7 protein-coding genes and 1 other annotated feature are annotated in these 7774 nt (G+C 50.7%); of the genes, 1 reads left to right on the top strand and 6 read right to left on the bottom strand.

What is annotated here, in order from left to right; translation table 11 throughout:
- Positions 1-754: 754 nt before the first annotated feature.
- Entirely contained in the window at positions 755-1132 is a 378-nt protein-coding gene (locus tag VB741_RS06245) for an endonuclease domain-containing protein (protein WP_323364289.1), read from the bottom strand.
- Positions 1133-1605: 473 nt separating this feature from the next.
- Positions 1606-2601 (bottom strand): aldo/keto reductase, encoded by a 996-nt coding sequence (locus VB741_RS06240; RefSeq protein ID WP_323364288.1) that lies wholly within the window; start codon positions 2599-2601, stop codon positions 1606-1608.
- Positions 2602-2882: 281 nt separating this feature from the next.
- Between VB741_RS06240 and VB741_RS06235 the strand changes: the two genes are divergently transcribed.
- On the top strand, positions 2883-3821 hold the full coding sequence (locus VB741_RS06235; RefSeq protein WP_323364287.1) for a ChaN family lipoprotein: 939 nt from the start codon (positions 2883-2885) through the stop codon (positions 3819-3821).
- A 54-nt stretch (positions 3822-3875) separates the two neighbouring features.
- On the opposite strand, the gene VB741_RS06230 is transcribed toward VB741_RS06235, so the two are convergent.
- The 4 genes from VB741_RS06230 to rplA all read right to left on the bottom strand — a co-directional run bounded on the left by VB741_RS06230 (position 3876) and on the right by rplA (position 7730).
- Positions 3876-5300, bottom strand: a complete 1425-nt coding sequence (locus VB741_RS06230; RefSeq protein ID WP_323364286.1) for an ABC transporter substrate-binding protein — start codon at positions 5298-5300, stop codon at positions 3876-3878.
- A 418-nt stretch (positions 5301-5718) separates the two neighbouring features.
- Complete coding sequence (gene rplL / locus VB741_RS06225; protein ID WP_323364285.1) at positions 5719-6108, bottom strand: 50S ribosomal protein L7/L12; 390 nt, start codon at positions 6106-6108, stop codon at positions 5719-5721.
- 54 nt (positions 6109-6162) lie between these two features.
- Positions 6163-6702: a 50S ribosomal protein L10 gene (rplJ, locus tag VB741_RS06220; RefSeq protein ID WP_323364284.1), complete on the bottom strand. Its 540-nt coding sequence runs from the start codon at positions 6700-6702 to the stop codon at positions 6163-6165.
- A gap of 66 nt (positions 6703-6768) precedes the next feature.
- Positions 6769-6899, bottom strand: a sequence feature (ribosomal protein L10 leader region).
- Positions 6900-7010: 111 nt separating this feature from the next.
- Complete coding sequence (gene rplA, locus VB741_RS06215) at positions 7011-7730, bottom strand: 50S ribosomal protein L1 (RefSeq protein ID WP_323364283.1); 720 nt, start codon at positions 7728-7730, stop codon at positions 7011-7013.
- Positions 7731-7774: the final 44 nt, after the last annotated feature.

The raw sequence follows: 7774 nt of genomic DNA, 5'->3' as shown, positions 1-7774 counted from the left end.
CCCTCTAGATCCTCAAGCCCTTGTCAATTCGTCACCCTGAAATGTCAGGGAGATGTGGATCGATGATGGGCGTAGGGTGCGGGGAACCTCACCCTAAATCCCTCTCCTGGGAGGAGAGGGACTTTGAGCCTCTAGCCCCCCTTCTCCTCCCAGGAGAAGGGGTCGGGGGATGAGGTTCTTCGCCGCTCCAGCCTCACCACCAAAACCCCTTCTAGATTCTCCAGCCCTTGTCGATTCGTCACCCTGGAATGTCAGGGAGATGTGGATCGATGATGGGATTTAGGGTGCGGGGAACCTCACCCTAAATCCCTCTCCTCCCAGGAGAGGGACTTTGAGCCCTCTAACCCCCCTTCTCCTCCCAGGAGAAGGGGCCGGGGGATGAGGTTCTTCGCCGCTCGAGTCTCACCACCAAACCCCCCTCTAGATCCTCAAGCCCTTGTCAATTCGTCACCCTGAAATGTCAGGGAGATGTGGATCGATGATGGGCGTAGGGTGCGGGGAACCTCACCCTAAATCCCTCTCCTGGGAGGAGAGGGACTTTGAACCCTCACCCTAAATAATTCTCCTGAGAGGAGAGGGACTTTGAGCCCTCTAACCCCCCTTCTCCTCCCAGGAGAAGGGGCCGGGGGATGAGGTTCTTCGCCGCTCGAGTCTCACCACCAAAACCCCTCCATGTCTACTCGGCAAAGGTATAAGGGATTTTGAACCCTCCAACCCCCCTTCTCCTCCCAGGAGAAGGGGCCGGGGGATGAGGTCACAACCGCTCCAGGATCATCACCAACACTTCCTCAAGATCCTCCTGTACTTGTAGATTTGTTACTCGTAGCACCCGCAACCCCACTGACTCCATCCACGTATCCCGTGCTGCATCTTTTTCCCGCTGCGAATCATGGATCGGGCCATCCACCTCAATAACTAACTGGGCCTCAATGCAATAGAAATCTGCTATGAAACGACCAATATTGTGCTGACGACGGAATTTGTAGCCGTAGAACTGACGGGCACGAAGACATTCCCACAGAATTACTTCAGCTGGTGTTTGCTGCTGGCGAAGCTCACGTGCTCGTTGCAGGAGTATGGGAGGAATGTGCCGGTGACGGCCTGCAATGGCTGGTAGGTTTGGATCGGTCATGGGCTTAAGGTGCCCGGTGACCTCACCCTAAATCCTCTCCTCTTAAAAAGCGGGAATTTGAGACCTTACTCTAAATTTATCTAGGTAGGGGAAGATGGGGGAGCAAGGGGGCAGGGAAGTTATACCCAATTCAATTATTTAGGCAAAAAAAAGGATAGCCAAAGGCTATCCCGACTTAATCACTCTTTAACTGGAGAAAACCTGTCTGTTCCAGGATACTTACTAAGCCATGGGCTTAAAGATCGGTTGGCTAGTCAGACGGTCATCGTTTGAACCTAAACGAGGAACGATTAGGCACGTAGCAAGGGATGCAAGTGCAACCAAATATGAACCGTTATGTGAACTGTTCGTTATGCGAACCGTTCATTGGTCATTTGGCCCCCTAAAATTACGTAACACTATGGTTCCCTATGAACATGGCTAACCTCGTGCTGAAATATGCGGAACCTATGGATAAAGGGTTCTAGGCTAATTTACCGAGTTTGAAAAATATTCTGCACCATTTGCTTGTCGGAGTTGGCGGCGGTTCGATCTAGTTCTTCCATTTCCCCAGGACTCAGCCGCCATCCCAGGGCTCCGATATTTTGTTTGGCCTGGTCTAGATTTTTGGCCCCTGGAATTGGGGTGGTGCCTTTGCAAATGCACCAGTTCAGGGCGGTTTGGGCCATGGTTTTGTCACGTTCTGCGGCGACTTCCCGCAGGCAGTCCAGCAGTGGTTGAATGCCCGGTATGAGCTGGCGGAAAAGCAGGCCCCGTAGCCCTTTAGGTTTGGGGGTATCTGCGCCATACTTACCCGTTAGTAACCCCAGGCCCAGCGGACTGTAGGCAATCATTTGAATGCCTAGTTCGTCGCAGACCTCCTTTAGCCCCAATTCGGTCACTGGAAATGTGGACAGTAGGGAATATTGCACTTGGAGCGATGTGATGGGAATGCCCCGCTCGGCAAAGCGCTGGTGTACCCAGCGCAACCGCTTGGGACCATAGTTGGAAAGGCCCACCCCTTTGACCAGTCCTTGGTCGTATAAATCTGCCAGGCCATCTAAAAGGGCCCCTTCCTGCCAGGGGAAATAGTTGGCTGTGGGCCAGTGCATTTGGGCAATGTCCAAGCGTCCCATGCGGGATTGGGAGGCCAGGCCTGCCTGGGTCATCATGTTCCTTGTAAGCCGCCAGGGATAGGCGGCCAGTTTGGTGGCCAGACAAATCGCTGCTTGATTTGGCCCCTGATATGCCTGGCTAAATTTGCCGAGTAATTTTTCGCTTTGACCCTTGAGTTTGCCAGTGCCATAGGAGTCCCCCGTATCGAATAGGGTGACTCCGTTTGCCACACAGTAATTAAAGACTTGCTGCAGTCCGCCATCCATACTTTCGTCATAGTCCCACAGCAGGCGATTTCCCCAGGCCCAGGTGCCACAGCCCATTTCAGGCAGGGTGATGGTTGGTTTTGGCAGGGTGTCGGCGGTGACGGTCATGGGGAATTTGGCGAGGGAGCGGCTAGATTTAACCTATCCGTTAGGTGTAAACCCTGGCAAGGGATGTTTGATTCCTCCGCTCTCTTTGTTGCCTTCAGGGCTACATGTTTGGGGTTTCTCAACTCTCTGCCAAAAATCTGGGCTAGACTACGTTTAACTCATTTGCCGTTGTTGCTTTAGGGAATGAACCGGTCTGTTAGCAATGCTCTGTACCGGCATCTTGCAGATGCAATCATCCTGAGGATCAGCAACGCTACTTACTGCCATTATTAGGGCTGATCGTGAAATCTTTTTGGTTGTTGGGTTGTTGTGGAGCGCTATTGGTTGCTGGGGCAGGTCTAGGGCGTCATCATATTTTTCCGGTGGCGGTGTCTGGGCAATCTGGAGGTGCGATCGCACAAACCACCCCAGCCTCTCAACCCAGCTCTCCCAGTGAATCCTCCAACCAAGCCATCCTCACGGCGCTCAAGCAAGCGAACGTCATCTACCTGGGTGAAACCCATACGGATGTGGCCGATCATGCCGCCCAACTCGAGATCATCACAGCAATGCACCAGAGCCGAGGAGACATTGCCATTGGGTTAGAAATGTTTCAGCGTCCGTTTCAGTCCGTGCTGGATCAATACATCGCCGGGGAGATTACCGAAGCAGAGCTAATCGAACAAAGCGAATACGAAACCCGCTGGGGCTTTGACTGGGAGCTATATGCCCCGATTCTGCGCTACGCCCAAAGCAATCAAATTCCATTAATTGCCCTGAACACCCCCAGGGAAATCACCAAGAAAGTGGCCCAACAGGGCCTAGCCAGCCTGGAAGGGAATGACTGGCAGTATATTCCCCCCATGGATGAAATTGACACCAGTGACGAAAACTACCAGGCCATGGTGGCCCAGGTGTTTGGTCACCATGGGGGCCATGGGGGCCATAGTAATAGTGGCGGCCATGGGGGTGGCGGCGGCCCCAGCTTTGATAACTTTTTTGCGGCCCAAGTGCTATGGGATGAAACCATGGCAGAAGCGGTGGCTGACTATGTCACTGCCTTCCCCAATACCCAGGTGATTGTGCTGGCGGGGGAAGGGCACATCGTGTTTGATTTTGGCATTCCTAGCCGGGTCGCTCGGCGTTTGGGGGATGAACTGGTGGCCCACAGTGTCCTGCTTAACCCCACCGCCACCTCTCCCGCACTAGCTGACTTCTTCTGGATTTCGGACGCAGAATAAGTCAGCCCCTGTGCCCCCACGCCTTGTGCAGAGGGAGTAGAGTCTAAGGCATGTCTATTTAACTGGAATAAAGTCAAACCCTAGGCCAGAGCGTTGGCCGGGTTTAATATGCACGAGCTGTGCGGCCCGGTTGCGATCGCCAGAGGGTAAAAAGTGGACATCCCCCGTGGCTCCATCCGCTGAGAACTCAGCTTCGTGTAGGGCGGCGCGGACACCTTCGCGGCTAGGGTCCTGGATTAGGGCTGCGCCTAGGGATGCGATCGCATCATAGGCCATGGCACTGCGCCAACTGACATCGCCCCCCCACAGTTGCCGTGCCCCCAACACAAACTCAGAATCTGGGTCTGACAATACGTGCCAGGGCACCGCGACCACCAGACCCTCCGCATTAACTCCACCTTCTTCTAATACTTGAGGATGATACAAATCATCCCCACCCAGCAAAGGAAATTGTTGATTGGCAGCAGCTATCACCGCCAGGGAAGGCGCTAGCGTATCGGTGCTAGCGGCCAGCATAATCACGTCGGCTCCCTGTTCCTGGGCCAAGGCAATCTGCGCCTCAGCGTCAAAATTAGCATCTGCGAGATCATACTCTGTCATCACCTCGCCGCCATCACTAAAGACAGAGGTGGTAAATTCGCTCTTTAATGAAAGGCTGTAGGCACTATTGGAATCGTAGTAAAGAATAGCTCTTTGGGCTTTGAGATCGTCAATCATGTGCCGGGCCAAAGCCGCCGCTGCAAAACTGTCACTAGGAACCGTTCGGAAAATGTAGGGACTAAAACCCGACAGTTCCACCGATGTACTAACGGCAGAAACCATTGGCAGTTTTCCCTGGCTATATACTGGAGCCGCCTTCAAGGTAACGCCGCTGCTGTAATGCCCCAGTACCCCTAAGACCTCAGACCGCTGGACCAATTCAGTGGCCACAGCCTCAGCAAGGGTAGGATCATTTTCATCATTCGCAATCAGAATTTTAATCGGCACCCCATTGCCCTGCAACGATTGGTTAAAGTCTTGCTGAGCCTGACCAGCTCCCCGCAAAATTTCCAGACCAATCTCATCTGTATCACCCACCGGTGCAATCACAGCTAATGTATGGGCAACCTGCTTTCCAATCCGCGCATTGTTCAGATATATAAACGCTTCGGGGTCATTACGATTTTCGTTTAATGCCGCTTCTAGATGGATAATTGCCTGGTCATAATTCTCCTCACCATAGGCAGCCATACCTTTCAGCTTTGACTCTGACGCATCGGGCAGCAAACTTTTTGCCCCCTCGCTTAATCGCTCTGAGATATCCGACTTAGGGGTTGCAGCGTTGTTTCCTCCCTTGGGCTCAGCTGAATTTGGAGTAACCGTAAAATCATTTCTGTTGGGTGCTATTAAACCTGAGATACTTAGGAAGAAGATGCCTAAAACCCCTAAGGCTGTTAAGCCTAATATGATTTCAAACTTGTAATTTTTTAATATGCGCATGATTAATTTGGGTAAACAAATTATATAAATAGTCAGCACAGAATCACTTCAGCCCATTGACCCGAAATTGCATCTGATAATTTGTTCTTCTGCTGAAGGTTTTGATGTCAACATATTATTAATAGTGTTACAAATGATTGTTTACTTAATCAGTAAGTTCTCAGGTTTTTTATATTACTTAATCACATCACTGAGTCAGCAGTAGTCTACCCAAAACGGTTACTGACTGCACCATCACAATTTCAACAGGCTTTCTGTTTTAAAATAATGCAAGAGCCCTGCTACCTCTAGATAGCAGGGCTCTTGCATTATGCGGTTGACGTTAATAGCTAAGTCCAATTACCAAACCATATCCCTAAACATTTTCCCTGGTGGGAAAGTCTATAGATTTTGGATCAATGTTTGAACAAAAGGTCTATTACTTAATAGACACCTTAGCGCCAGCTTCCTCAAGCTGCTTCTTAGCAGCTTCAGCATCATCCTTGGAGACGCTTTCTTTGACCGGTGTAGGTGCACCTTCAACCATCGCCTTGGCTTCTTTGAGGCCTAGACCAGTCAGGGTACGAACCGCCTTAAGAACGGCAATCTTGTTACCACCGAAGTCTTCGAGAACCACGTCAAACTCGGTTTTCTCTTCAACTTCTTCAGCGTCGCCGCCAGCACCGCCAGCGGCCATCATCATCATGCCGCCCGCAGGAGCAGCCGCACTTACGCCAAAAGTCTCTTCAATTTGCTTAACCAGCTCGGAAGCCTCTAGCAAACTTAAAGACTTCAACTTTTCCAAAATTTCATCAGTAGCAGCAGACATGGATTTCTCCTTGATTAATTACAAAATGCATAGGGAATGGATGAAAGCTGGACCTTATTCGCCGCCTTCACTACCATCTTTGTCGACATAAGCCTGAAGACCACGAGCAATAGACGATGGTACTTCCTTGATGCCCACTGCAACTTTCGTCGCCAGAGCATTGATAGCACCTGCAATCCGTGCATAAAGTTCTTCCTTACTGGGCAGATCAGCCAAGGCTTCAGCTTCTGTTTGACTCAGAGCCTTACCTTCCAAAACGCCGCCGCACAGCTCGGTCTTTTTGGTCTCCTTTTGGAATTTTTTGTATTCCTTAATGACACCGCCAATGTCTTCTTTGGTCAGTAGTAATGCCGTCGTGTCCTTAAGGAACTCCTGCACAGGCTGCCAAGTTTCATTGTCTTGAACCGCAATACGGACCAGGGTATTTTTGGCAATCTTACATGTGCCACCCTTTTCCCTAATGCGGTTACGCAGGTCACCAATTTGGGCCACCGTCAGACCTTTGTAGTCAATAACAAAAATTGATTGCGTGTCGCTTAGGAGATCCTTTAGCTCAGCAACAATCTCTTTCTTATTTTCTAGGGTTCTCCCCATTCGGATCTCACCTCCTTGATTGCGGGGATAGGTTGGAAATACTGCTAATGCTCAACCTCAACCAGGAATCAAAAAATCAAAGGGCCTCAGCTAACCGCCAAGACCCAAAGATGAGTGCTACTCACACCCAATCTCTACACCTCGGCAGGATATTAAGCGAAATGCACCTGCTGTCTTCGAATGCCTATTTGGTTGTTGGGTGTTTTTAAAGCAGCAATACCTCCAATGCTTTATCTGTTGATTGTTCAACAGTTATAAATGCCGTGACTCATTTACAGAACGAAAATCAGCAACGGCAGATGAAATATTTATGCACCTGCATCATCAAGTGATAGATCGCGCAAGGCATTAATATCCATTTTGATCGCAGGACCCATCGTAGCAGCTACTGACATTGTGCGCCAGTATCGGCCCTTAGCTCCCGATGGACGATTACGGTCAATGGTCTCCTGCAGAGCCTTTAGATTGGTCAGCAGGTCTTTAGGGGAGAAGTCGGCTTTCCCAAACATGACGTGGACAATACCCGACTTGTCGGCCCTAAACTCCAATTTACCTGCCTTAAAGTCTGTAATGGCCTGGGCTAGGTCAAAGGTAACAGAACCACCTTTGGGGGAGGGCATCAAACCACGGGGACCCAGAACACGGCCTAGTTTGGCCACCTTAGGCATCATGTCAGGGGTGGCAATCAACACGTCAAAATCCATCATACCTTTCTGGATTTCGTCGATCAGTTCCTCAGATCCGGCCAAATCTGCTCCGTTTGCGGTGGCTTCAGACACCTTTTCACCCCGGGCAATGACGGCAACACGCACTGTTTGCCCCGTCCCCTTGGGCAGGGCAACGGTGGTACGTAATTGCTGGTCGGTATATTTGGGATCAATGCCTAGGCGAATATGGGCCTCGGCAGTTTCCGTAAATTTTGCAGTGGACGTTTCTTTGAGTAGCTGCATAGCCTCTAAGGGGGCATACAGTCTACTTTCAACTTTAGCCTGCAGCTCTTTTAAGCGGCGCGACACTTTCTTTGCCATGGTTTCTCCTTGGGGTCATAACGAAGTCTAACTTCTTCCCCAGC

The sequence above is a fragment of the Leptothoe sp. PORK10 BA2 genome, assembly GCF_034932105.1.
Lineage (GTDB): Bacteria > Cyanobacteriota > Cyanobacteriia > Phormidesmidales > Phormidesmidaceae > Leptothoe.
This window is presented reverse-complemented; position numbering and strand designations above follow the sequence as displayed.